Source organism: Streptomyces sp. NPDC093260 (assembly GCF_040683715.1).
GTDB classification, from domain to species: Bacteria; Actinomycetota; Actinomycetes; order Streptomycetales; family Streptomycetaceae; genus Streptomyces; species Streptomyces sennicomposti.
In genome coordinates, this window is record NZ_JBFBEK010000004.1 from 243,594 (window position 1) to 265,958 (window position 22,365).

17 protein-coding genes are annotated in these 22,365 nt (G+C 72.9%); 11 read left to right on the plus strand and 6 right to left on the minus strand.

Annotation, left to right across the window (positions count from 1 at the left end; translation table 11 throughout):
- Positions 1–249: 249 nt before the first annotated feature.
- Positions 250–846, minus strand: a complete 597-nt coding sequence (locus AB0N63_RS07210) for an NAD(P)H-dependent oxidoreductase (protein ID WP_365525283.1) — start codon at positions 844–846, stop codon at positions 250–252.
- A gap of 540 nt (positions 847–1,386) precedes the next feature.
- Between AB0N63_RS07210 and AB0N63_RS07215 the strand changes: the two genes are divergently transcribed.
- Positions 1,387–1,893: a hypothetical protein gene (locus AB0N63_RS07215; protein WP_365525675.1), complete on the plus strand. Its 507-nt coding sequence runs from the start codon at positions 1,387–1,389 to the stop codon at positions 1,891–1,893.
- Positions 1,894–2,018: 125 nt separating this feature from the next.
- A complete protein-coding gene (locus AB0N63_RS07220; RefSeq protein WP_365525286.1) occupies positions 2,019–2,639 on the plus strand; it encodes a class F sortase in 621 nt (206 codons plus the stop codon).
- A gap of 215 nt (positions 2,640–2,854) precedes the next feature.
- Here the strand turns inward: AB0N63_RS07220 and AB0N63_RS07225 are convergent, their stop codons facing one another.
- On the minus strand, positions 2,855–3,637 hold the full coding sequence (locus AB0N63_RS07225; protein WP_365525288.1) for a TSUP family transporter: 783 nt from the start codon (positions 3,635–3,637) through the stop codon (positions 2,855–2,857).
- Between the two features lie 264 nt (positions 3,638–3,901).
- Positions 3,902–4,423 (minus strand): hypothetical protein, encoded by a 522-nt coding sequence (locus AB0N63_RS07230; RefSeq protein WP_365525290.1) that lies wholly within the window; start codon positions 4,421–4,423, stop codon positions 3,902–3,904.
- 429 nt (positions 4,424–4,852) lie between these two features.
- On the opposite strand from AB0N63_RS07230, the gene nirB reads away from it, so the two are divergent.
- The 5 genes from nirB (at position 4,853) to AB0N63_RS07255 (ending at position 10,307) form a co-directional block, all read left to right on the plus strand.
- Positions 4,853–7,519 carry a nitrite reductase large subunit NirB gene (gene nirB / locus AB0N63_RS07235; RefSeq protein ID WP_365525292.1) on the plus strand — a complete coding sequence of 889 codons (2,667 nt, stop codon included), beginning with the start codon at positions 4,853–4,855 and terminating at the stop codon, positions 7,517–7,519.
- Positions 7,516–7,896, plus strand: a complete 381-nt coding sequence (gene nirD, locus AB0N63_RS07240) for a nitrite reductase small subunit NirD (protein WP_365525295.1) — start codon at positions 7,516–7,518, stop codon at positions 7,894–7,896. The genes nirB and nirD overlap by 4 nt, the downstream gene beginning before the upstream one ends.
- Positions 7,897–7,988: 92 nt before the next feature.
- The gene (locus AB0N63_RS07245) at positions 7,989–8,573 is read left to right on the plus strand and encodes a helix-turn-helix domain-containing protein (RefSeq protein ID WP_365525297.1); all 585 of its coding nucleotides are present in this window, start codon (positions 7,989–7,991) and stop codon (positions 8,571–8,573) included.
- A gap of 113 nt (positions 8,574–8,686) precedes the next feature.
- On the plus strand, positions 8,687–9,484 hold the full coding sequence (locus AB0N63_RS07250) for a glucose 1-dehydrogenase (RefSeq protein ID WP_365525299.1): 798 nt from the start codon (positions 8,687–8,689) through the stop codon (positions 9,482–9,484).
- Positions 9,485–9,584: 100 nt separating this feature from the next.
- Entirely contained in the window at positions 9,585–10,307 is a 723-nt protein-coding gene (locus AB0N63_RS07255) for a PepSY domain-containing protein (protein ID WP_365525302.1), read from the plus strand.
- A gap of 167 nt (positions 10,308–10,474) precedes the next feature.
- Here AB0N63_RS07255 and ppdK read toward each other — a convergent pair whose 3' ends face one another.
- Positions 10,475–13,222, minus strand: a complete 2,748-nt coding sequence (gene ppdK, locus AB0N63_RS07260; RefSeq protein WP_365525305.1) for a pyruvate, phosphate dikinase — start codon at positions 13,220–13,222, stop codon at positions 10,475–10,477.
- 961 nt (positions 13,223–14,183) lie between these two features.
- On the opposite strand from ppdK, the gene AB0N63_RS07265 reads away from it, so the two are divergent.
- Entirely contained in the window at positions 14,184–15,800 is a 1,617-nt protein-coding gene (locus tag AB0N63_RS07265) for a CDP-alcohol phosphatidyltransferase (protein ID WP_365525308.1), read from the plus strand.
- Between the two features lie 32 nt (positions 15,801–15,832).
- Here the strand turns inward: AB0N63_RS07265 and dusB are convergent, their stop codons facing one another.
- Positions 15,833–16,978 (minus strand): tRNA dihydrouridine synthase DusB, encoded by a 1,146-nt coding sequence (dusB, locus tag AB0N63_RS07270; RefSeq protein ID WP_365525311.1) that lies wholly within the window; start codon positions 16,976–16,978, stop codon positions 15,833–15,835.
- A 105-nt stretch (positions 16,979–17,083) separates the two neighbouring features.
- Here dusB and AB0N63_RS07275 point away from each other — a divergent pair, with 105 nt between their 5' ends.
- On the plus strand, positions 17,084–18,535 hold the full coding sequence (locus tag AB0N63_RS07275; protein ID WP_365525313.1) for an MFS transporter: 1,452 nt from the start codon (positions 17,084–17,086) through the stop codon (positions 18,533–18,535).
- Between the two features lie 497 nt (positions 18,536–19,032).
- A complete protein-coding gene (locus AB0N63_RS07280) occupies positions 19,033–19,761 on the plus strand; it encodes a DUF4232 domain-containing protein (protein ID WP_365525316.1) in 729 nt (242 codons plus the stop codon).
- 56 nt (positions 19,762–19,817) lie between these two features.
- Here the strand turns inward: AB0N63_RS07280 and AB0N63_RS07285 are convergent, their stop codons facing one another.
- On the minus strand, positions 19,818–20,771 hold the full coding sequence (locus AB0N63_RS07285) for a helix-turn-helix transcriptional regulator (RefSeq protein WP_365525319.1): 954 nt from the start codon (positions 20,769–20,771) through the stop codon (positions 19,818–19,820).
- Between the two features lie 101 nt (positions 20,772–20,872).
- Between AB0N63_RS07285 and AB0N63_RS07290 the strand changes: the two genes are divergently transcribed.
- Positions 20,873–22,303, plus strand: a complete 1,431-nt coding sequence (locus AB0N63_RS07290) for an MFS transporter (protein ID WP_365525322.1) — start codon at positions 20,873–20,875, stop codon at positions 22,301–22,303.
- Positions 22,304–22,365: the final 62 nt, after the last annotated feature.

Here is a 22,365-nt window from a genome sequence, read left to right on the forward strand (position 1 = left end):
CTGGTGCCGGCCACGATCGGCGAGCGCCTGCTGGAGATCGGCCGCGTCCTCCCAGGCGAAGTCCCGCATCGGGCAGTACGGAAAGGTCTCCCGGAGCAGCGTGTCCGCCTCGTAGTACGCGGGCCTGCCGCCGACGGCTCGCAGGAACTCCCGCCGTACGGGCTCGCACAGCCCGACCAGCCCGGAACAGACGAGCTGGTCCCGTACCACGGACGACGGCGGGAGCCAGTCGCCGGCGGCGTCCGCACGTCAACTCCCGTACGGCCGCCGGTCCCTGGCGTCCCGCAGTGCGTGCCCCCACCAAGTCAGCTGGTCCAGCATCGACTTGGCGGCCGCGTCGGGCGCCGACCGGTCTTTCGGGCGGCCGGTGTCGTCGAAGGAGGCGCCGGCGTTGTGGAAGGAGACCGTGTCGCGGACGGTGACCGCGTGGAGTTCGGCGAAGACCTGGCGCAGGTGTTCCACCGCGCGCAGGCCGCCCGCCAGGCCGCCGTAGGAGACGAGGGCGACGGGCTTGGCCTGCCACTCGGTGAAGTGCCAGTCGATCAGGTTCTTCAGGCCGGCCGGGTAGGAGTGGTTGTACTCGGGGGTGAGGACGACGAACGCGTCCGCCGACGCGAGCTTCGGCGTGATGTCCGCGAGCGCCGCCGCCGTCCGCGGGCCGCGTTCCAGGGTGGTCGGCAGGGCGGCCGTGTCGGCCACGTCCACCACCTGCGCGGCGATGCCGTCGTGGTCGCGCAGGCGGGCGAGGAGCCAGTCGGCGACCACGGGGCCGAAGCGGCCGTGGCGGTTGCTGCCGACGATGAGGGTGACCTTCAGGGGGGCGGGGGCGCCCGTCGTGGTGTCCATGCGGGAGAGACTGGTACCTCAAGTTATATCGAGGTCAAGTCCCGGCCCCGCGGGCCGGCCGCCGGCCGGTCCGGTCACCCGTTCACACCCGCGCCCTGCGCCCTTCGGGTAGTTTCCGACGGCTCGTCAGGAGCATCGCGCTGACCTGCCCAAACGTCCGCCTCCGCGCACCCCGGGCCCGGCGTTTCGGCACCCGTTCACCGCATTTCTGACGCTCACTCAGGAAGCGGGCCGGCCCCGGTGCCTCTTACCTCGGAAGGGCAGGGCGCGGCGACGGCGGCACATGCGGGTGCCGCGGGTCGCGTCCCGTCCGCCGAGCTTCAGGGAGCACCGATGCGACGTACCGTCCGCACCACGGCCGGGGCCGTGACCGGGGCCGCGCTCGCCGTCGCCGCCGTGAGCGGGCTCGCCGCGCCCGCCTACGGCGCGGACACCGCTCTCGTCACCGCGCCCGACCACGGCGCGCCCGTCCGGGGCGCCGCACCCCTCGCCGCCACCACCACCGCCACGCTCCTGACCGCGCCCGCCCGCGGCGGCGCTCTGTTCGCCTCACCCGCCCGCGGCACCGGCACCGTCCTCCTCGCCGCGCCCCGCTCCGGTTCGGCCGCGAGCGGGCTGGAGGTGCTGCCGCGCTCGGTGGAGCCGGGCGGGCAGGTCACCGTGAACACCAAGGCCTGCGGCGGTACGGCGGCCGCCGCGGGGGACGCGAGCGCGGTCGGCGCAGGTTCCTTCCCGCTGGCGCCCGGCGCCCGCGGCGGCGACGCGACCGGCGGGTTCCGGGTGCCGGAGAGCGCGCAGCCGGGGACGTACGAGATCGTCGCGGAGTGCGCCGAGGGCGGCCGGGAGGTCCGGGGCGACCTGGTCGTCGCGCTGACCGTCCAGCCGGGGCCGGAGCAGGTGCAGCCCCGGGGAAGTGTGAAGACGGGGGTCGGCGGCGCACTCGGCCGCGACCCCGTGCAGACCGCGGCCGGAGTGGCGGCGCTCGCCGTCGCCGGCGCGGGCGGTACCTGGCTCCTGCATCGCCGGGCGAGAGGCGACGGGATCTGACGGACACCCTCCGCTGTCCGTCCGCCGGTACCGCACGTCCCTCCCCCTCCGGGCGCGACGCCCCTCGTCGCCCGGAGGGGGCAGGGCACCGTAGGGCCTGTCCGGAAGCCGGAAGAGGGAAACGCATGCGCAGGATCGGCAACACCGCCATAGCCTCGGTCACCGTGGTCGCCCTCTGCTCGGGCGCGTGGCTCCTGCACAGCGCCGCCACGACGAACGCCCCGCCGCAGCCCGCCGCGGCCGAGGGCACCCCCGATCCCGGCGAGGAACGGCTCACCGCGCCCGCGCTGCCGCCGTCCCCGCCCACCCGCATCCGCATCCCCTCGATCCGGGTGAACGCCCCCCTCATGGGCCTCGGCCTGACTCCCGGCGGCAGCCTGGACGTGCCGCCCGCCGACGACGAGAACCTGGCCGGCTGGTACGAGTCCGGCACCACCCCCGGCGAGCGGGGCACCGCGATCGTCGCCGGCCACGTCGACAACAGCCAGGGCCCGGCCGTCTTCTACGACCTCGGCGCCCTGAAGAAGGGCAGCGTCATCGAGGTGGACCGCCGCGACGGCGGGGTGGCCGTGTTCACGGTGGACGCGATCGAGGTGTACCAGGCGAAGGGCTTCCCCGACGAGAAGGTCTACGGCGCGGCGAAGCGCCCCGAGCTGCGGGTGATCACCTGCGGCGGCGGCTACTCCAGGGCGACCGGCTACCAGGGCAACGTGGTGGTCTTCGCCCATCTGACGGGGAGCCGCTGAGAGACGGCCGCCGGCGGGGAGCTGTTCCCGAACGGTCGCCGACGGACGGCCACCGGGCAGCGGTCGGGTGACCGGCGGGCATGGCCCCGCCTCGCCGCCGAGGACGTGTTCCGGGCCGCGGGCGCCCAGCGGCCCTGGCATCTCCCGTGTGGGTCACGCCGGGCTCGCGGGGCCCGGTGCCGCTCCCTGATCCGGCCTGGTCCAGGCGTTAGACCCTAGGCCAGCCACTGCTGGTACGCCAGGTTCGCGACCAGGGCGAAGACCACGGTCAGCAGGACGACACGGACGAAGCCGCTGCCCTTCTTCATCGCGGTGTGCGCGCCCAGCATGCCGCCTGCCAGGTTGAACACCGCCATGACGGCGGCGAGTTGCCACAGGATCACGCCCTGCCAGGCGAAGGTGGCCAGCGCGCCCGCGTTGGTGCAGCAGTTGACGATCTTGGCGGTGGCGGAGGCGGTCACCAGGTCCAGATGGAGGACGGCGGTCAGCGCCAGGACGAGGAACGTGCCGGTGCCGGGACCGATGAAGCCGTCGTAGAAGCCGATGCCGAGGCCCGCCAGACCGATCGCCGCGAGGACCCGGCGGCGGGAGACCGGGCCGGACGCCGGGGCGGTGCCGAACGAGGGCCGCAGGATCACGAACGCGCCGACCGCCAGCAGCACCACCATGATCACCGGCTTGAGCACATCGGTGCTCATCCCGGCCGCGAAGAACGCCCCGGCGCAGGACCCGGCGAGCGCGGCCAGGCCGATGCGCACGGCGGTGCGGACGTCCACCGGAGCGCGGCGGGCGTACGTCACCGCCGCGCCGGTCGTGCCGACGATGGCGACCGCCTTGTTGGTGCCCAGCGCGGCGGCGGCCGCAGTGGAGCCGGGCAGCCCGAGCAGCAGCACCGGAAGCAGCAGGAGCCCTCCCCCGCCGACCACGGCGTCGATCCAGCCGGCGGCGAGCGCGGCGAGGCACAGCAGGGCGACGACGGTCAGCGATATGTCGGGCATGATCACGACCCTAGGGACCGGACGTGTGCACGGTCCATGGAGCTGAGGGACTTCTGAGGTACGCCCACCGCCTTCGGCGGCGCGTCCCGCCCTGCTCCCGGCCGCCGCGCCCGCCGCACGCTCCCCGCTCCCGACCGCCTCCCCCACCGGCCGTCCCGCACTTCCCGCGGTCCCGGCACCCCTGCCGCGGACGGGTGATTCAGGGACGTCGTGGACCGGCTGACGGGCGTCCCGCACGGGCCGCCGGGCGTCGCGGACCGGCCCTCAGGACAGCAGTGAGCGGGCGATACGGATCTGGAGCGCGGCCATCACCCGGCCGAGCCGCGGCATGAGCAGCGCGAAGCCGACGCCGCCGACGACCGCGTGGAAGGCCCAGGCGCCCGCGAAGGTGGGCCCGCCCCAGGCGTCGGCGTAGTCGGAGCCCGCGCGCAGCGGCCAGGCGAGGTTCATGGGGACGATCGACCAGCCGTACAGGGTGACGGCCGCGACCAGGAGGTTCACGGGGGTGGCGAGCAGCGCGTGGCGCAGGCCGCCCTTGGTCCCGGGCAGCTCGACGCCCAGGAAGCGGCGCAGCAGACCCCGCTGGAGCCGCCCGGCCGGACCGCCGACCAGTGCGAGCGGGACGCACAGGACGCCGGCCGGGAGGGCGAGCACCGCGTAGGCGGCCCGGCGCCAGGTGGCCGCGGTGAACGGTGCGCGGACCCCTCGGCGTACGCGGTCGGCGGCGGTGTTCCGGACGGCGGGCGTGGGTGCGGGTGCGGGCGTGGGTGCGGGTGCGGCGGTCATGGTGGTCTCCCCCTTGGAAGCGGAACGCGTCCTCGTACGTGGGCCGGTGGAACCGGCGTCTCCCAGCCTTCCGCCCGCGCCGCCCGCCCGCGAGGGTGCTGCCACGGAACCCGGGGGTTCGGTTCACCCCACCCCCGGCCGTCCCGCCCCACGCCGCTCCCCCCGCCTCGCACCTCCTCCCCGCCGTGCCGCACACCCCTCACACCCGCCCGGGCCGGGCACTGAGGGCAGCGTTCCGCCGGGGAAACAGACGGGATGCCGACGGGTAACGTCCGCGCCGCACGCTCAGGGCATGACCTCGGACCCGCGGGGGCGGCGACCGGCGGTGACCGGCCCGCCGCCCACCACCGGGCCACCCGTACCGATCGCCCCGCCCGCGTCCCCGTGCGCCCCGAGGTCGTCACCCGCACACCCTGACGGAGGCTCCCGATGTCCACGACGGCTCTTCGTGACCGGCCCCGCCCCACGATCGTGCTCGTCGGCCACGGCATGGTCGGCCAGCGCTTCCTGGAGGCGCTCGCCGAGCGCGGCCTGACCGCCACACACCGCGTGGTCGTGCTGTGCGAGGAGCCGCGCCCCGCCTACGACCGCGTCCAGCTCACCTCGTACTTCGCCGGCCGCACACCCGACGAACTCTCCCTCACCGATGGCGAGTTCATCGCCGGTCACGGTATCGAGCTGCACGTCGACGATCCGGCGGTCGCCGTGGACCGTACGGCCCGGACCGTCACCGCCCGCTCGGGCCTGACCGTCGGCTACGACGTGCTGGTGCTGGCCACCGGCTCGTACCCGTTCGTGCCGCCGGTGCCCGGCAAGGACGCCGAGGGCTGCTTCGTCTACCGCACCATCGAGGACCTGCTCTCCATCGAGGCGTACGCGAAGGCGGGGGCGCGGACCGGCGCGGTGGTCGGCGGCGGACTGCTCGGGCTGGAGGCGGCCGGCGCGCTGAAGGGACTCGGACTGGTCACGCACATCGTGGAGTTCGCGCCGCGCCTGATGCCGGTGCAGGTCGACGAGGGCGGCGGCGCGGCACTGCTGCGCACCATCGAGGAAATGGGGCTGACCGTGCACACCGGCACGGGGACCCAGGAGATCACCACCGGCCCGGACGGCGCGGTCACCGGCATGAAGCTGACCGACGGCTCCGAACTCGCCGCCGACATGGTGGTGTTCTCCGCCGGTGTCCGGCCGCGCGACCAACTGGCCCGCGAGTGCGGGCTGACGCTCGGCGAGCGTGGCGGGATCGCGGTGGACGCGCGCTGCCGTACGGTCGCCGACCCGCGCGTCTTCGCGATCGGCGAGTGCGCGCAGGCGGTGGACGGCCGGGTGTACGGGCTGGTCGCGCCCGGCTACGAACAGGCGGAGACGGCGGCGGCCGCCATCGCCGGCGACGAGGCGTCCCCGCTGACGTTCACCGGCGCCGACCTGTCCACCAAGCTGAAGCTGCTCGGTGTGGACGTGGCCTCCTTCGGCGACGCGCACGGAGCCGGCGGCGACTGCCTGGACGTGGTCTACTCCGACTCCCGCGCGGGGCTGTACAAGAAGCTGGTCATCGGCCGGGACGGCACGCTGCGCGGCGGCATCCTGGTCGGCGACGCGGAGGCGTACGGCACGCTGCGCGCGTTCACCGGCTCGGTGCCGCCCGTCGCCCCCGAGTCGCTGGTGCTGCCCGCGGCCGCGGGCGCCCCGGCCGGACTCGGCCCCGCCGCCCTGCCGGACGAGGCGGTGATCTGCTCCTGCCACAACGTCACCAAGGGCACGGTCCGCGGCGCGGTCGCCGAGCACGGCTGCACGAGTGTGCCCGAGGTGAAGAGGTGCACCAAGGCCGGTACCGGCTGCGGCAGTTGTGTCAAGGTGCTGACCCAGCTGGTGGACGCCGAACTGGCGGCCGGCGGCATCGAGACGGACCAGGGCCTGTGCGGCTGCTTCGCCCGCACCCGCGAGGAGCTGTACGAGATCGTCCTCGCCCTGCGCATCGCCTCCTACCGGGAGCTGCTGGACCGCTACGGCCGCGAGGAGGCGCGCGGCGGCGACGGCTGCGAGATCTGCAAGCCGGCCGTGGCCTCGGTCATCGCCTCGCTCGCCCCGGCGATCGGCGCCGACGGCTACGTGCTGGCCGGTGAGCAGGCCGCCTTGCAGGACACCAACGACCACTTCCTGGCCAACCTCCAGAAGAACGGCTCCTACTCGGTGGTGCCGCGCATCCCCGGCGGCGAGATCGCGCCCGAGAAGCTGATCGTGATCGGCGAGATCGCCCGGGACTTCGGCCTCTACACGAAGATCACCGGCGGCCAGCGGATCGACATGTTCGGCGCGCGCGTCGAGCAACTGCCGTCCATCTGGGCGCGGCTGGTGGACGCCGGGTTCGAGTCGGGGCACGCGTACGGAAAGTCGCTGCGCACCGTGAAGTCCTGTGTGGGGCGGACCTGGTGCCGCTACGGCGTGCAGGACTCGGTGCGGATGGCGATCGACCTGGAGCTGCGCTACCGGGGGCTGCGCTCGCCGCACAAACTGAAGTCGGCGGTGTCCGGGTGCGCCCGGGAGTGCGCGGAGGCGCGGTCGAAGGACTTCGGCGTGATCGCCACCGCGAACGGCTGGAACCTCTACGTCGGCGGCAACGGCGGCGCCACCCCGCGCCACGCGGACCTGCTGGCGCAGGACCTGTCGGACGCCGGACTGGTGCGGCTGATCGACCGGTTCCTGATGTTCTACATCCGCACCGCCGACCGGCTGGAGCGCACCAGCGTGTGGCTGGAGCGGCTGCCCGGCGGCCTGGACCATCTGCGGGACGTGGTGGTCCACGACTCGCTCGGCATCTGCGACGAGCTGGAGTCGCTGATGGCCGCGCACGTGTCCCACTACCGCGACGAGTGGGCGGAGACGGTCAACGACCCCGAGAAGCTCGCCCGGTTCGTCTCCTTCGTCAACGCTCCCGGCACCCCCGACCCGGTCGTCGCCTTCGTCCCCGAGCGCGACCAGATGAAGCCCGACCTGCCGCTGCTGTCCATCGGCCTGCCGCCTCGCGCCCTCGCCGCCGCCGGCGCGGCCGGGGGCGGCGCCGCGGCCGACGTACCGGAAGGAAGCACCCCGCGATGACCCTGACCCCCAGCGCTCCGGCCGTCGAGACCCTGGCCCCCGAGAGCACCGGACCGAAGGTCCAACTCCGGCTGGCCGGGGACTGGTTCACCTGCTGCGACCTGAGCGCGCTGCTGCCCGGCCGGGGAGTCGCCGCCCTGCTGCCGGACGGCCGGCAGGCGGCCCTGTTCCGGGACCGCTCCGGCCGGCTGTTCGCCATCGACAACCGTGACCCGTTCACCGGCGCGGCGGTCCTCTCCCGCGGCCTGACCGGCACCGACCGGGGCCGCCCGTACGTCGCCTCGCCCCTGCTCAAGCAGCGCTTCGACCTGACCTCGGGGCAGTGCCTGGACGACGAGACGGTGCGGGTGACGGCGTACGAGGTGCGGGCCCGGTAGCCGAGGCCGCACCGGGAGCGGAGACAGGACGGCCGCGCTCCCGAAAGGATCGATCTTGACCGTTCGTTCCAGATGAGTCTAGGCTGCACATCATGGCCAGGACCAAGGAGTTCGACCCCGACGCGGCGCTGCAAGCGGCCCTGGAGCTGTTCTGGCGGCGCGGCTACGAGGCGACGTCGATGGCCGATCTCGTCGAACACCTGGGGATCGGCCGGGCCAGCCTGTACGCCACTTTCGGCAACAAGCACGAGCTGTACCTGAAGGCGCTGGACCGCTACGAACGGGCGGGCATGGCGCGGATCGTGCGCGAGCTGTCCCGGCCGGGCCCCGCCCTGCCGGGCGTCCGCGCGGTCATGCGCCGCTACGCCGCCGAGGCCACCCACGCCGACCTGCGCCTGAACGGCTGCATGGTGACCAACACGGCGGCCGAGCTGGCCCCGCACGATCCCGCCGCCGCGCGGTACGTCGAGCGCAACTGGGACCACCTGGAGACCCTGCTGCACTCGGCCCTGGTCCGCGCCCAGGCCCAGGGCGAACTGCCCGCCGAGCGCGACCCGCTGCCCCTGGCCCGCACCCTGCTGGTGCTGCTCCAGGGCGTACGGGTCGTCGGCAAGGCGACGGCGGACCCGGTCCGCGTGCGGGACGCGGTGGAGCAGGCACTGGCACTGCTGGACTGAGCGAGCGCGCGCCCCCACTGACGGGCGCGTCTTCTTTTTCCCTCGATAATGGAACGAACGGTCAAGATAAGATGACCGGTCACGAGACGACCGGTCAGGACAAGGGGAGAGTCATGACCACCGCTTCAGGCACCGCCGCCGCCCCGGCCGCACGCGCCCGTTTCACCGACCGCACCGCCCTCGTCTCAGGGGCCGGTTCCGGCATCGGCCGCGCGGTGGCGCTCGCCCTCGCCGCCGAGGGCGCCCGGGTGGTGGTCGCCGGCCGCCGCCCGGAGCCGCTCCAGGAGACGGTCGCGCTGATCGAGGAGCGGGGCGGCAAGGCGCTCGCGGTGCCCGCGGACGTGTCCCGCGCCGCCGACGCCGAGGCGCTGGTCGCGGCCGCGGTGGACCACTTCGGCTCGCTGGACGTGGCGGTCAACAACGCCGGGATCTTCAAGGGCGGGGCGGTGGCCGACCTCCCGGAGGAGGACTGGCACGCCCAGCTCGCCGTCAACGTCACCGGCGTCTTCCTGGCCCTCCAGGCTCAGGTGCGACGGATGCGGACCCAGCCGTCCGGCGGCGCGATCGTCAACGTCTCCTCCACCTTCGGCCCGCACTCCGCCTCGCCGGGGGCCGCCGCGTACGCCGCCACGAAGGCGGCGGTGACCGCGCTCAGCCGCGGCGCGGCACTGGACCACATCCGCGACGGCGTCCGCGTCAACGTGGTCAGCCCCGGCGCGACGGCCACGCAGATGTCGCTGCGGCCGGGCGAGTCGGAGGCGGACCGCGCCGAGCGCGCCCGGGCCACGCTCCCCCTCGGCCGCGTCTCGGCCACCGAGGAGGTCGCCGCCGCGATCCTGTACCTCGCCTCGGACGAGGCGGCCTCCCTGGTCGGCACGGACCTGGTGATCGACAGCGGCGCGTCGCTCTGAACCGGACCCGGCCGCCCCCGGCCAGGCACGGGGCGGCCATTGTGGTGATTTGTCCGGCAGGTCCGTGTCGTGTCGCGCGGGGGCGGTTACCCACAGTGGTATGACCACTGCGCGACGTCTTCCGCCCCTCTGTTCGATCGCCGCGATCTGCGCCCTGGGCGGTTCCGCTCTCCTGATGACTGGCTGTTCGAGCACCTCGACCGGGTCGAGTGTGGCCGAGGCGGCAGCGGCCAGTCCCACTTCCACCGCCTCTCCCTCCCCCACCCGGTCCCTGACGCAGGACCAGACGCAGCGCCGGGACCTGCTCTCGAAGACGAAGGTCGGCTGGGACCAGGCGGCCGGCACCGCCGTCAAGGAGGTCTCCGGCGGCAAGCTGGTCGCCATCGAGCTGAACGGCGTCTCCAGCAAGGCCAAGTCCTCGCCGACGGGCACGCCCGGCGTCGCCACCCCGAACCCGGCCCCCGCCGCGGGCGCTCCGGAGTGGCGGACCAAGGTCGCCACCGCCGACGGCACGGTTCACTGGGTCGAGGTCGACGCGGCCACCGGCAAGGTCTTCCGCAGCCAGACCGAACCGGACCAGGACGCCGGTGACCGCAGCAAGATCGCCGAGCGGCTCCGCGCGGCCACCCAGACCCCGGCCCAGGCGGCCAAGGTCGCCACCGACAAGACCAAGGGCAAGGTCACCGCCGTCAACCTCGACGAGAAGGACGACAAGCCGGTCTGGTCCGTCGACGTCGTCTCCACCGACAACTGGACCAAGACGACGTACGACATCGACGCGGCCAAGGGCACGGTCGTCCGCGAACACACGGACAACGACTGAGCACCACCGCGACCGCACGGGCGCCCGCGCGGACAGCGCAGACGCCCGCACGAAAGGGGCGGCATCCCCGCACAGGATGCCGCCCCTTTTCCGTGGACCGGAGTCCCCGTCGCAATCGGTCATGAGGGTCGGGGACCACGACGAGGACTCCGGGGCTTCATCGGTGTCTACCGGTGGTCGCTGCCCTCCGACCGGGAGGCCGCGCGGCCGGCCTCCAGGCGGGCCACCGGGATGCGGAACGGGGAGCAGGAGACGTAGTCCAGGCCCACCTCGTGGAAGAAGTGGACGGACTCCGGGTCGCCGCCGTGCTCGCCGCAGACGCCGAGCTTGAGGTCGGGGCGGGTGGCACGGCCGGCCTTCGCGGCGGACCGGACCAGGGAGCCGACGCCGTCCTTGTCGATCGTCTCGAACGGGCTGACGCCGAAGATGCCCTTCTCCAGGTACGCGGTGAAGAAGCTGGCCTCCACGTCGTCGCGGCTGAAGCCCCACACCGTCTGGGTCAGGTCGTTGGTGCCGAAGGAGAAGAACTCCGCGGCCTCCGCGATCTGCCCGGCGGTGAGCGCGGCGCGCGGCAGCTCGATCATGGTGCCGATCGCCAGCTTCAGCTTCGTGCCGGTGGCCGCCTCGACCTCCGCGATGACCCTGTCGGCCTCCTCGCGGACGATCTCCAGCTCCTGCACGGTGCCGACCAGCGGGATCATGATCTCCGCGCGCGGGTCGCCCTTGGCGTTCCTGCGCTCGGCGGCGGCCTCCGCGATGGCGCGGACCTGCATGGTGAACAGGCCCGGGATGACCAGGCCGAGGCGGACGCCGCGCAGGCCCAGCATCGGGTTCTGCTCGTGCAGCCGGTGCACGGCCTGGAGCAGGCGCAGCTCGTTCTCGTGCGGCTCCTGGCGGGACTCGGCCAGGGCCACGCGCACCGACAGCTCGGTGATGTCGGGCAGGAACTCGTGCAGCGGCGGGTCGAGCAGGCGGACGGTGACGGGCAGGCCGTCCATCGCCTCGAACAGCTCGACGAAGTCCTTCTTCTGCAGGGGCAGCAGGGCCTTCAGGGACTCCTCGCGTTCGTCCTGCGTGTCGGCGAGGATCAGGCGCTCGACCAGCTCGCGGCGGTCGCCGAGGAACATGTGCTCGGTGCGGCACAGGCCGATGCCCTGGGCGCCGAAGCGGCGGGCGCGCAGGGCGTCCTCGGCGTTGTCGGCGTTGGCGCGCACCCGCAGCCGGCGCTTGCGGTCGGCGAAGGCCATGATGCGGTGCACGGCCTCGACCAGCTCGTCGGCGTCGTCGGCGCCGGCGTGCATGCGGCCCTCGAAGTACTCCACGACGGGCGAGGGGACGACGGGCACCTCACCGAGGTAGACCTTGCCGGTGGAGCCGTCGATGGAGATGACGTCGCCCTCCTCGACGACGTGCCCGCCGGGCACCGTCATCCGACGGCGCTTGGTGTCGACCTCCAGGTCCTCCGCGCCGCAGACACAGGTCTTGCCCATGCCGCGGGCGACGACGGCCGCGTGGGAGGTCTTGCCGCCGCGCGAGGTGAGGATGCCCTCGGCGGCGATCATGCCGTCCAGGTCGTCGGGGTTGGTCTCGCGGCGCACCAGGATGACCTTCTCGCCCGAGCGGGACCACTTGACGGCGGTGTACGAGTCGAAGACCGCCTTGCCGACCGCCGCGCCCGGCGAGGCGGCGATGCCGCGGCCGACCTGCTCGACCTTGGCGCCGTCGTCGAAGCGGGGGAACATCAGCTGGGCGAGCTGGGCGCCGGTGACGCGCTGGAGGGCCTCGGCCTCGTCGATCAGGCCCTGGTCGACGAGCTGGGTGGCGATGCGGAAGGCGGCGCCGGCGGTGCGCTTGCCGACGCGGGTCTGGAGCATCCACAGCTGGCCGCGCTCGATGGTGAACTCGATGTCGCAGAGATCCTTGTAGTGGTTCTCCAAGGTCTCCATGATCTGCATCAGCTGGTCGTACGACTTCTTGTCGATCTGCTCCAGCTCGGCGAGCGCGACGGTGTTGCGGATGCCCGCGACGACGTCCTCGCCCTGCGCGTTCTGGAGGTAGTCGCCGTAGACGCCCTGGTGGCCGGAGGCGGGGTCACGGGTGAAGGCGACGCCGGTGCCGGAGTCGGGGCCGAGGTTGCCGAAGACCATGGAGCAGACGTTGACGGCGGTGCCGAGGTCGTGCGGGATGCGCTCCTGGCGGCGGTAGAGCTTGGCGCGCTCGCCGTTCCACGAGTCGAAGACCGCCTTGATGGCGAGGTCCATCTGCTCGCGCGGGTCCTGCGGGAAGTCGCGGCCGGCCTCCTTCTTGACGATCTTCTTGAAGGTGGTGACCAGCTTCTTGAGGTCGGCGGCCTCCAGCTCGGTGTCGACCGTGACCTCCTTGGCCTCCTTGGCCTTGTCGAGGGCCTCCTCGAAGAGGTCGCCGTCGACGCCGAGGACGGTCTTGCCGAACATCTGGATGAGGCGGCGGTAGGAGTCCCAGGCGAAGCGGTCGTCGCCGGCCTGCTTGGCCAGCCCCTGGACCGACTTGTCGGACAGGCCGATGTTCAGGACGGTGTCCATCATGCCGGGCATGGAGAACTTCGCGCCGGAGCGGACGGAGACGAGCAGCGGGTCGTCGGCCTGGCCGAGCTTCTTGCCCATCTTCTGCTCGAGGGCGTCGAGGTGCGCGCTCACCTCGTCACGCAGTGCCGCGGGCTCCTCGCCGCTGTCGAGGTAGACCTTGCAGGCATCGGTGGTGATGGTGAAGCCCGGCGGGACGGGGAGGCCCAGGTTGGTCATCTCGGCGAGGTTGGCGCCCTTGCCGCCGAGGAGGTCCTTGAGGTCCTTGTTGCCCTCGGTGAAGTCGTAGACGAACTTCACGCCCTCAACGCTGTTGCCGCGTTCGGCTACCTGGGGATCTTTGTTTTCCGACACGGGTCTCGACTCCTCGAGGACGCGGTGGCTGCCCTGACGGCGAGGAACATACCCAGATCAAAGGCTTGTGGGTACGTCCACTCGCGCGTCATGCGCCCGTAACCAGCGGTCCGCCAGCGGATCGAAAGTCAAGGGTTGGCAAGTCGTCAGGGCCGGATGTTTTCACTTCTTGAACGGTGAGGGACCTCCCGGTGGATCAAAACGCTCACATGAGCGACTCGCGGCACGAGTGAGTTCGATCGATGAACGATCACATCGTGGCACTGAGTGCCATCTCTTGATGAGGTGCAGTCGCCCAAGATCCGCTCATCTGAGCGCAGCACCTATCAAGGGTGGCGAGAATCACGCTGCCACAGGGCCCCGGATTTCACCATGCGGACGTGTTTTCGGTCCTCCCGTCGGTCCGGGGACGGGCGGCCGCCGCGCTGTTTGCCCGGTGTTTGCCGAGCCCCGTGAACGGCTCCGGCCGCCGGCCCGTACGGCACTGCGGCGGCCCCTCCCTCCCAGGCAACCGCCACTCCTGCGCCGCCGCACACGGAAGGACCCCTGGGTGCCCCGACAGACGCCCCCGCCCCGGACGCCGAAGCCACCGACCAAGGCGCCGAAGCCCTCCGCCCCCGAACCGCCGGGCAACACGCCCACACCGGCCGGGACGGCCGCGGCCACGGCGCCCGCCTCGGCCGCTTCGGCCGCTTCCGCCGCGGGGGCGAGCGCGCCCGCCCCGGCCGCGGCCCCGGGCCGAGCCGCCGCGTCGGGCCGGCCCGCCACGCCGCCCGCCACGACCGCGTCGGCAGGTGACGCGGGACCGGGCGACGGCGGCGCGGAAGCCGACGCCTCCCCCGCCTCGCCCGCCGAGACCGCCCCGCACACCCCCCACCCCCTCCGCGCCCGCACCCCCCTCCGCGCCCTCCGGAGGGCCAAGCGGCGTTGGGAGGAAGCTCATCCCCGGGGCGCGCGCGGGATGTCCCTCGCGGTCACCCTCGCCGCCCTCGGGCTCGTCGTCCTCGCGCTGCTGTTGCCGAACAAGCGCGAGCAGTTCCATGTCGCTTCGTTCCTGCGGATTCCCGTGGAGGCACTGCTCGGGGCCGCCGTGCTGATCGCGCTGCCGCGGCGGCCGAGGATCGTCGTCGCCGCGCTCGGCGGCACCGCCCTCGGGATGCTGACCGTGCTGAACCTGACGGACATCGAGTTCAACCAGTACCTCGGCCGCAGCTTCGACGTCATTCTGGACTGGCAGCTCCTGGACGACGCTCAGTCCTACCTCTCCGACACCCTCGGCGGCACCGTCGCCCTGCTGGCCGCGATCGGCGTCGTCCTGCTCGTGCTGGCGCTGCTCGCCCTGATCGCCCTCGCGACGGTCCGCGTCGGGAACCTTCTCGGCCGCGACCGCTCCCGCGCGACCCGCGCCCTGCTCGTGCTCAGCGCCCTGTGGATGACCTGCTCGTCGCTGAACGTCCAGTTCCACGGCATCCCCGTGGCCTCCGAGCACACCGTCACCATGCTCAAGTACCACGAGCAGGCACTGCGCTCCACGATCCGCGACGAACGCGCGTTCGCGAAGACGGCCAAGACGGACGCGTTCGGCGCCACGCCGGGCAGTCAGCTCGTGCCCGACCTGCGCGGCAAGGACATGATCTTCACCTTCATCGAGAGCTACGGCCGCAGCGCCGTCGAGGACCCGGTCATGGCCCCCGGCGTGGACCGGACCCTCGACGCGAGCACCGCGGCCCTGGCGAAGGCCGGCTTCCGCGCGAAGAGCGGCTGGCTGACCTCGGCCACGTACGGCGGCGGCAGCTGGCTCGGGCACTCCACCTTCATGTCGGGCCTGTGGGTCGACAACCAGAACCGCTACCGCACGGTGACCTCCGGCGACCACCTCACCCTCACCGAGGCGTTCCGGAAGACCGGCGCCTGGGACACGGTCGGGATCATGCCGGGCGTGCAGAAGGGCTGGCCGGAGGCCAGGTGGTACGGCCTCGACAAGGTCTACAACGCCTTCCGGATGGGCTACCGGGGTCCCAAGTTCAGCTGGTCCACCATGCCCGACCAGTACGCCCTCGAGGCGTTCCAGCGCCTGGCGCACGGCAGGAGGCACGACAAGCCGCTGACGTCGTTCGTCATCCTGACCTCCAGCCACCAGCCCTGGGCGCCGATCCCGAAGATGGTCGGCTGGGACCAGCTCGGTGACGGCTCGGTGTTCAAGGGCATCGAGGCGGCGGGCACCCGCCCGCAGGACATCATCACGAACCCCACCCGCTCCCGCGAGGAGTACGGCAAGTCGGTCCAGTACTCGGTGACCGCGCTGACCCAGTGGCTCCAGCGCTACGGCACCGACGACACCGTGCTGGTCGTCCTCGGCGACCACCAGCCCATCGCCCGGGTCAGCGGCGACCACGCCAGCCGGGACGTGCCGGTCTCGGTCGTCGCCAAGGACCCGAAGGTCCTCGACAAGATCGCGAACTGGCGGTGGACGGAGGGGCTGCGGCCCGCACACGACGCCCCGGTGTGGAAGATGAGCGCCTTCCGCGACCGCTTCCTGACGGCGTACGGTTCCACCCCGCACCCGTCGAAGGGCTGACCCCTCCCCGCCGGTCCCGCCCGAAGGGGCGTTCAGCCCCCGGAGGTGTCCAGCTCCGCGTCCTCCGCCACGCCCGCGCAGTCGTACGGGTCCTTCAGCCAGCCGTCCGGCAGCACCACCCGGTTGTTGCCGGACGTACGGCCGCGCGGACCGTCCGCGCCGGCCGGCCACGCCTGGTCGAGGTCCAGCTCGTCCAGGCCCGCGCGCAGTTCGTCCAGCGACGCGGTGATCGCGAGCCGCTTGCGCATCTCGGAGCCGACCGCGAAGCCCTTGAGGTACCAGGCGACGTGCTTGCGGAAGTCGATGACGCCGCGCGACTCGTCGCCGATCCACTCGCCGAGCAGCGTGGCGTGCCGCACCATCACGTCGGCGACCTCCCGCAGCGTGGGCCGTACGAAGTCGTCCGTACGGCCCTCGAAGGCGGCGACCAGGTCGGCGAAGAGCCACGGCCGGCCGAGGCAGCCGCGGCCGACGACCACGCCGTCGCAGCCGGTCTCGCGCACCATCCTGAGCGCGTCCTCGGCCGACCAGATGTCGCCGTTGCCGAGCACGGGGATCTCGGGCACGTGCTCCTTGAGGCGGGCGATGGCGTCCCAGTCGGCGGTGCCGCCGTAGTGCTGGGCGGTGGTGCGGCCGTGCAGCGCGATGGCGCTGACGCCCTCCTCGACGGCGATGCGGCCGGCGTCGAGGTAGGTGAGGTGGTCGTCGTCGATGCCCTTGCGCATCTTCATCGTGACCGGCAGGTCGCCGGCCCCGCTGACCGCCTCACGCACGATGGCGCGCAGCAGGTTGCGCTTGTAGGGCAGGGCCGAGCCGCCGCCCTTGCGGGTCACCTTGGGCACCGGGCAGCCGAAGTTGAGGTCGATGTGGTCGGCGAGGCCCTCCTCCGCGATCATGCGGACGGCCTTGCCTACGGTCGCCGGATCCACGCCGTAGAGCTGGATCGAGCGCGGCTGCTCGCTCGCGTCGAACCTGATCAGCTGCATCGTCTTCTCGTTGCGCTCGACCAGGGCCCGGGTGGTGATCATCTCGCTGACGAACAGGCCCTTGCCGCCGCTGAACTCCCGGCACAGGGTGCGGAAGGGTGCGTTGGTGATCCCGGCCATGGGTGCCAGGACGACCGGCGGCTGGACGAGGTGCGGACCGATGCGCAACGGGGACTCGGACGTGGTGGGCATTCCCCCATTGTCGCGTACCGCCGGGGAGGCCCCGCCCCGCCCCACGGAGAATCCTGTATCGGTAATTAGTTAACCGCACTATCGAAGTCGCGTAGCATGGAACGCATGCCCGAGCTGAGCCACCGCCGACGGCTGCTGGTGCTCGCGATCTGCTGCATGAGCCTGCTGATCGTGAGCATCGACAACACCGTCCTGAACGTCGCCCTCCCCTCGATGCAGCGCGAACTGCACGCGAGCACGTCCGGACTCCAGTGGACCATCGACGCCTACACCCTGGTGCTCGCCTCGCTGCTGATGCTGGCCGGGTCCACGGCCGACCGGATCGGCCGCAAACGGATCTTCATGACGGGCCTGATCGTCTTCAGCGTCGGCTCGCTCCTGTGCTCCCTCGCACCCAACCTCGAACTGCTGATCGTCTTCCGCATGGTGCAGGCGGTCGGCGGCTCGATGCTCAACCCGGTCGCCATGTCGATCATCACCAACACCTTCACCGACCCGCGCGAGCGCGCCCGCGCGATCGGCGTGTGGGGCGCGGTGGTGGGCATATCCATGGCCGCGGGACCGCTGGTCGGCGGACTGCTGGTGGAGTCGGTCGGCTGGCGCTCCATCTTCTGGGTCAACCTGCCGGTGGGCCTGGCCGCGCTGCTGCTCACCCTGCGCTTCGTGCCCGAGTCCCGCGCGCCGAAGGCCCGCCGCCCCGACCCGGTCGGCCAGGTCCTGGTCATCGCCCTGTTCGGGTCGCTGACGTACGCGATCATCGAGGCCCCGGAGGCGAGCCTCGCCCGCGTCGTCCCGTTCGCCGTCGTCGCCCTGGCCGCCCTGCTCGGGCTGCTCGCCTACGAGCCGCGCCGCGCCGAACCCCTGATCGACCTGCGCTTCTTCCGCTCGGCGCCGTTCAGCGGTGCCACCGTGATCGCGGTCAGCGCGTTCGCCGCGCTCGGCGGCTTCCTCTTCCTGTCCACGCTCTACCTCCAGAACGTCCGCGGCCTGGACGCCCTGCACGCGGGCCTGTGGATGCTGCCGATGGCGCTGCCCACGTTCCTGTGCGCACCGCTGTCCGGGCGGCTGGTCGGCAGCCGGGGGCCGCGGCTGCCGCTGCTGGTGGCCGGTGCGGCGATGACGGTCAGCGCGGTGCTGTTCGCCGCCTTCGAGGCCGAGACCTCGAACGTGACGCTCGTCATCGGCTACGTCCTGTTCGGCATCGGCTTCGGCTTCGTCAACGCCCCCATCACCAACACGGCCGTCTCCGGGATGCCGCGCGCGCAGGCGGGCGTCGCCGCGGCCGTCGCCTCGACCAGCCGGCAGCTCGGCCAGACCCTCGGCGTGGCCGTCGTCGGCGCGCTGCTGGCCTCCGGCATCGGCTCGTCCGGCTACAAGGACACGTTCGTCTCGGCCGCCCGCCCCGGCTGGTGGGTCCTGGTCGTGTGCGGCGCGGCGGTGCTGGTCCTCGGTGCGGTCACCTCGGGCCGCTGGGCCCGCCGCACCGCCGAACACACCGCCGACCGCCTCCAGGAGCACGAGGTCCGCGAGGCGGCGGGCGTGAGCGCGAACGCCTGAGCCGCCCCGGGCCGGCCCCCGGCACCGGCCGCGCGCCGAGCGCCGACGCCGCGCCCCCGCGCCGGGCGGTGTCGAGCCGTGTGCGGGCCCGACCCGGTCACCGCTCCGGCCGTGCTCTCGCCTCGACCACGGCGGTCTCCAGTTCGGCCCGCCGCAGCCGCAGCATGCCGCGCGGTTCCTCGAAGTCTCCGATGGTGAACATGACGTCTCCGAGCCGACCGTCTGACACGGTGTGCGGGTCAAGAAGCCGCTCGGGAACCGAGGAGCAGCAGGAACGGGGGAGGGCGGGGAGTCCGGCGTCGTCCGATTCCGGCCGACCGCGCGATTCGTCACAGCACCCGGCTGTGCCTGTGACCGTGTAACAGGCATGTATTAGGCACCGGCCGGGTGGAACGGCGCACCCGGCCGGGTGCCTCCTAGCGCTCGGAAACACTCGCTCGGCACCGGCCGGTACCGAGTGGACGGAGTCACCCGCAACCGATGCTGAGGAAGAAGCCATGCGCGTTCACAAGGTCACCCTCGCCGCCCTGGCCGTCGCCGCGAGTCTCTCGCTGACGGCGTGCCAGAGCGACGGCGACAGCGCGGGACAGAGCAGCCCGTCGTCCTCGGCGGCCGCGTCCTCCTCCGGCGGTTCGGGCACGGCCGGTTCCGGCCAGGGCGGCGCGACGGACTCCGCCGGCACGAACTCGGGCGGGAGCAGCGGGGGTAGCGGCAGCGGCGGCAGTGCCTCCTCCGGCACGGGCTCGGCGGGGCAGGGCACCACCGGGGCCGGGTCAGGGTCCGGTTCCGGGTCGGGACAGAGCAGCAAGGCCGGCACCTGCCGCACCGATGATCTGACGATCACGGCGAAGGACACCAGCATCAGCGGCGAACCCGACGGCACCGTCACCGTGCAGCTGACCAACCGCGGTGGCCGGTTCTGCACGATCTCCGGGTACGCGGGCGTCGACCTGAAGACCAACGCGGGGTCGGTGTCCGCTCAGCGCGTCGGCAAGAGCACCGGTCCGAGCGTCCTCAAGGCCGGGCAGGCGACGTACTTCGGCATCACCTACCCGATCAACGACACGGGCGGCTCCGGCGTCCGCATCACCGGCCTGCTGGTGACCCCGCCGAACGAGACGAAGACGGTCTCCCTCAGCTGGCCGGGCGGCAGCTCGCTGCCCGCCGAGGAGGGCGGCACCGCGGTGAAGGTCGGCCCCGTCGGCAGCGCCGGCCAGGGCGGCTGACCGTAGCCCCGGGCCGTCCCGGACCCCCGCACCGGCCTCCGGGCCGTACCCGCAGGTCAGGGCCGCGGCGGCGACTGCCGCTCCAGCGCGATCGCGTGCAGCTTCTCCAGCCGCTCCCGGGACTCCTCGTCCGCCGGGACGTACGTCACCATGCGGGGGCCGACCTCCGGGCTGAGCCACAGGTCGGTGTGGTCGACGGTGACGCGGCCCACGAAGGCGTTGCGGAACTCCTTGCGCTTGCTCGCCGGGCCGACCACCTCGTGCCGGTCCCATGCCTCGCGGAAGTCCGGGGAGCTGTCGCGCAGCCGCTTCAGCAGCGTCTTCCAGGCCGGCTCGCCGAGGTGACCGGCCATCGCCGCCCGGAAGCGGGCCGCCATGTGCCGCAGGGTGTCCTCCAGGTGCACGATCGAGGAGCGCCACTCCTCGTTGGTGTACGACAGGATCATGCAGTTGCGGTCCTCGGGCGGCACCTCGTCCAGGTCGCAGAAGAGCAGGCCGTAGGTCCGGTTGTGGGCGAGGATGTCGTACCGGCTGTTCTGGAGGCAGGCCGGGAACGGCTCCAGTTGCTCCAGCACCGCGCGCAGCGCCGGGGTGACCGACGGGCAGACCGTCGTCGGCGACGGGTCGGTCGCGCCGGCCAGCTGGAAGAGGAAGGCGCGCTCGCCCGGGTCGAGCAGCAGGGTGCGGGCGAGGGCGTCCAGCACCTGCACGGAGACCTGGATGTCCCGGCCCTGCTCCAGCCAGGTGTACCAGGTGACGCCGACCGCGGAGAGGTGGGCGACCTCCTCGCGGCGCAGCCCGGGCGTACGGCGTCTCGGGCCGCGGGGCAGCCCGACGCGTTCGGGGGCGATGTGCTCACGGCGGTGGCGGAGGAAGGCGGCGAGTTCGTGCCGCCGGATCGCCGACGTCGCGGCCTGACCGCTGCGCGCGGCCCGGGCGTCGTCCTGCGCGGACCGGCCGCCGGGGGGCTGTGCGTCGCGGGTGGGCGTCTCCTGGGCCATCGTGCTCATGGTTCCAGCTTGCCGTCCGCCGCACCCTGTTTCCAGGTACTTCCGCTACCAGGATAAGAACACTCTGGTACCCGTCTCGGCGCGGGCGCAGGCTCGTACCCGTGACCACGCAAACCCTCTCCTCCCGCACCGTCCGGCGCCCGGCGGCCACCGCCGCCCTGGGCGGGCTCGGACTGTTCACGGTGCTGCTGGGCGCGGCACTGCCCCTCATCGACTTCTTCATCGTCAACGTCGCCCTGCCCACCATCGGCCGCGACCTGCACACGGGCGAGTCCGTCCTCGAACTCGTCGTCGCCGGTTACGGCGTGGCCTACGCCGTGCTGCTCGTCCTCGGCGGGCGGCTCGGCGACCTGTTCGGCCGCCGTCGGCTCTTCCTGGGCGGCATGGCGGCCTTCGGTCTGACCTCGCTGGCCTGCGGACTCGCGCCCGACGCGTGGACGCTGGTCGCGGCCCGGGTCGCGCAGGGCGCGTCGGCCGCCGCGATGCTGCCGCAGGTGCTCGCCACCATCCAGGCCACCACCGCCGGCCCCCGCCGGGCCAAGGCCATGGGCCTGTACGGCGCGACGGCGGGCCTGTCCATGGTGGCCGGCCAGATCCTCGGCGGCGTCCTGGTCGCCGCCGACCTGTGGGGCACCGGCTGGCGCTCGGTGTTCCTGGTGAACGTGCCCGTCGTCGTCGCCGGTCTGCTGCTCGCGGTCCGCGCGGTCCCCCAGACCCGCTCGGAGCGCCCGGAGCCGGTCGACGGCCCCGGCACGGTACTGCTGGCACTGTGCCTGCTCACCCTGCTGGCCCCGCTGACCGAGGGCCGCGCGGCCGGCTGGCCGCTGTGGACCTGGCTGTCGCTGGCCGCCTTCCCGCTCGTGGCGGCCGCCTTCTTCGCCGTGGAGCGGCGCGCGGACCGGCTCGGCCGCACGCCCCTGGTGCCGCCGAGCCTGTTCCGCCTGGTGTCGCTGCGCCGCGGCCTCATGCTGATCGTGCCGTTCTCGATCGGCTTCAGCGGCTTCATGTTCGTCATCGCGGTGGCCCTCCAGCAGGGTGCGGGCCTCGGCCCGGTCTCCGCGGGGCTGGCGCTGGCGCCGATGGCCGTCGTCTTCTTCCTCGTCTCGCTGGCCGGGCCGCGCCTGGTCGCCCGGTTCGGCACCCGGGTGGTGGCCGCGGGTGCGGGGGTTCAGCTCGTGGGCGTGGGCCTGATGGCGCTCACGGTCCACGCGTCCTGGCCGCACGTCGGCCTCCTGGCGCTGCTGCCCGGCACGGCCGTGGCCGGTGCGGGACAGGCGCTCCAGCTGCCGATCATCTTCCGGATCGTCCTGTCCGAGGTGCCGGCCGCCCGGGCCGGGGTGGGCAGCGGGGTCATGGTGACCACCCAGCAGTCGGGGCTGGCGCTCGGCGTCGCCACCCTCGGCACCCTGTTCCTGTCCCTGGTCCCCGCCACGGGCATGGGCGACGCCCTGGTGATCACGCTCCTGGTCCAGTCGGCCGGCGTGGTCCTCACGGGCCTGCTCAGCCTCCGCCTGCCCCGCACGATCGGCTGACCCCGCGAGCCCGCCCGGCGCGATGACTTTCCGCGGTGGCAGGAGTCGTACGCACAGCACGG

Excerpts from the sequence above, each read along its gene's own strand:
- nirB (WP_365525292.1), top strand. The coding sequence starts at position 4,853 with ATGTCCACGACGGCTCTTCGTGACCGGCCCCGCCCCACGATCGTGCTC.
- AB0N63_RS07250 (WP_365525299.1), top strand. The coding sequence starts at position 8,687 with ATGACCACCGCTTCAGGCACCGCCGCCGCCCCGGCCGCACGCGCCCGT.
- AB0N63_RS07255 (WP_365525302.1), top strand. The coding sequence starts at position 9,585 with ATGACCACTGCGCGACGTCTTCCGCCCCTCTGTTCGATCGCCGCGATC.
- AB0N63_RS07245 (WP_365525297.1), top strand. The coding sequence starts at position 7,989 with ATGGCCAGGACCAAGGAGTTCGACCCCGACGCGGCGCTGCAAGCGGCC.
- dusB (WP_365525311.1), bottom strand. The coding sequence starts at position 16,978 with ATGCCCACCACGTCCGAGTCCCCGTTGCGCATCGGTCCGCACCTCGTC.
- AB0N63_RS07280 (WP_365525316.1), top strand. The coding sequence starts at position 19,033 with ATGCGCGTTCACAAGGTCACCCTCGCCGCCCTGGCCGTCGCCGCGAGT.
- AB0N63_RS07210 (WP_365525283.1), bottom strand. The coding sequence starts at position 846 with ATGGACACCACGACGGGCGCCCCCGCCCCCCTGAAGGTCACCCTCATC.
- AB0N63_RS07220 (WP_365525286.1), top strand. The coding sequence starts at position 2,019 with ATGCGCAGGATCGGCAACACCGCCATAGCCTCGGTCACCGTGGTCGCC.
- AB0N63_RS07285 (WP_365525319.1), bottom strand. The coding sequence starts at position 20,771 with ATGAGCACGATGGCCCAGGAGACGCCCACCCGCGACGCACAGCCCCCC.
- AB0N63_RS07230 (WP_365525290.1), bottom strand. The coding sequence starts at position 4,423 with ATGACCGCCGCACCCGCACCCACGCCCGCACCCGCACCCACGCCCGCC.
- nirD (WP_365525295.1), top strand. The coding sequence starts at position 7,516 with ATGACCCTGACCCCCAGCGCTCCGGCCGTCGAGACCCTGGCCCCCGAG.
- AB0N63_RS07265 (WP_365525308.1), top strand. The coding sequence starts at position 14,184 with ATGTCCCTCGCGGTCACCCTCGCCGCCCTCGGGCTCGTCGTCCTCGCG.
- AB0N63_RS07275 (WP_365525313.1), top strand. The coding sequence starts at position 17,084 with ATGCCCGAGCTGAGCCACCGCCGACGGCTGCTGGTGCTCGCGATCTGC.
- AB0N63_RS07225 (WP_365525288.1), bottom strand. The coding sequence starts at position 3,637 with ATGCCCGACATATCGCTGACCGTCGTCGCCCTGCTGTGCCTCGCCGCG.